Annotated in this window: 3 protein-coding genes; 1 reads left to right on the forward strand and 2 read right to left on the reverse strand. The window is 69.8% G+C overall.

The window, feature by feature from the left end:
- On the forward strand, nt 1-245 hold a 245-nt coding region (locus G4D87_RS37240), incomplete at its 5' end, for a hypothetical protein (protein ID WP_163787515.1).
- Nucleotides 246-250: 5 nt separating this feature from the next.
- Here G4D87_RS37240 and G4D87_RS37245 read toward each other — a convergent pair.
- Together G4D87_RS37245 and G4D87_RS37250 are read right to left on the reverse strand one after the other, a co-directional pair.
- Nucleotides 251-445, reverse strand: a complete 195-nt coding sequence (locus G4D87_RS37245; RefSeq protein ID WP_163787516.1) for a hypothetical protein — start codon at nt 443-445, stop codon at nt 251-253.
- A 19-nt stretch (nt 446-464) separates the two neighbouring features.
- On the reverse strand, nt 465-1,859 hold a 1,395-nt coding region (locus tag G4D87_RS37250; protein ID WP_163787517.1), incomplete at its 5' end, for an FtsX-like permease family protein.

Below are 1,859 nucleotides of genomic sequence, written 5' to 3' on the forward strand. Positions count from 1 at the left end.
CCTTCAGCGCGAAGGCCTTCGACGCCTCCAACGCCGTGCGCTACACCGGCGAGATAGCCAACGTCACCATCCAAGCCGGGCAGACGACGGCCGTCACCCTGCTGCTGCAGGAGGTGAACGCGCCGCCTCCCTTCGACAACGCGGCGCCGCAGATTCTCTCCCTCGTGGCCAACCCCTGTTGGCGGTCATCGCGGAGCGCGGATTTCTGGCCATGGACGACCAGTAATTCGGCGGAAGCGGGTTGAGTGAGTCAGTTCGCGGACGACGCATCCGCCGAGGCCAGGGCCTGCTGGTAGTTCCAGGGCATCCACTCGCCCGGGGCACGCGCCAGCGCCTCCGGGTGGCGGAGCAGCGCCACCAGGTAGTCGACGGGGTTGCCCTCGCACAGCTCCACGGTGTGGATGAGGCTCAGTTTACTCGCCCAATCGGCAGACGTGCGCGTCAACACTCCTGCGAGCCGCGGCCTATTCGCTCCGCAGCGCCTGTATCGGGTCCACGCGCGCCGCCCGGAGCGCCGGCACCAGGCTGGCCACGAATCCAGCCAGGGCGAGCACCGCCAGCACCGCTATGATTGCCAGCGGATCGGCCACGCTGACGCCGAAGAGGAAGCTCCGCACGAGCTGTGAGAAGGCCATCGCGAGCGCGAGCCCGATCGCCATTCCCAGGCCGATCTGCCAGCCCGCCTCGCGGAGCACGTCCCGCAGGATTCGCGACTGCGGCGCCCCCAGCGCGGCGCACACGCCAAACTCGTGCCGCCGCGATGCGACCGCCACCGCCATCACCGCGTACAACCCGACCGAGGCCAGCAAGAGCGCCAGTCCAGCGAACAGTCCCACGAGCAACAGATTCAGCCGTTGCTCGCTCGTGGTGGACGCGACGATGGTCTCCATGGGCTGGAGATTGGAGATCGGCTGCAGCGGCGCGACCTCCTGGATTGCGCCCCGCAGCTCGCGCTCGTTCATCCCCAGGGTCGTGGAGCGCAGCCTGACCCCATAGCTGAGCGGTCCGAACTCGCGCAACAGCGCCCAGATCGGCGGTGGAATCTGCGCCAGAGGCGCGTAAAGCGTCGGCGGCATCGGCTCGCCGGGACCGAACTGGCGCATGTCGCCGACCACGCCAATCACCCGCATCGAGATGTTCGGCCCCTCGTCCATGGGCAGCGTGACGGTCTTCCCCATGGGCTCTCCGTCCAGGTAGGCACGGGCGAAGCCGGCGCTGACCAGGCACACCAGCTCGCCGCCCGCGTCGTCGCGGTCGTCGAAGCCGCGCCCGGCAATCACGGGGATGCTGAAGGTCTCCAGGAAGCCCGGGCTGATGAGCCGGTATTGACCGGTGATGGTGCGCTGGTCGGGGAGCACCATGCTGTAGTTGAGCTGGGAGCCCGTCGGCAGGTTCGTCGAAGCGCCGACGTGCTCCACCCCGGGGAAGGCCCGCAGGCGCTCGAGGATGCGGCGGGTCTGCTCGATGGCATCGTTCGCGACGACGTAGCGCTCCTTGACCGGCGCCAAGGTGAACGTGGTGACCGCGCGGCTCTGAAAGCCCATCGGTACGGACTCGAGCTCCTGCAGGCTGCGCATGAACAGCGCCGCGCCCAGCAGCAGCACCACTGCCACCGCGATCTGCGCGACCACCAGCACGCGCCCCAGCCGGCCACTCTGGCGGCTCAAGCCGCCACGGCCTCCTCCGCTCAGCTCGCGCGCCAGGTCGATGTGGCGGCTGCGGAGGATGCCCAGCGTCGCCGCGACCACCGCCGTCGCCAGCCCCGCCGCGAGCGCGAACGCCAGGCTGGCGCCGTCCAGCGAGACGGCCTCGCCGCGCAGCCACTCCGAAGGGACCAGCCCGCCCAGCAGCCGCAGGCC

The sequence above is a fragment of the Myxococcus vastator genome (assembly GCF_010894475.1).
Taxonomy (GTDB): Bacteria; Myxococcota; Myxococcia; order Myxococcales; family Myxococcaceae; genus Myxococcus; species Myxococcus vastator.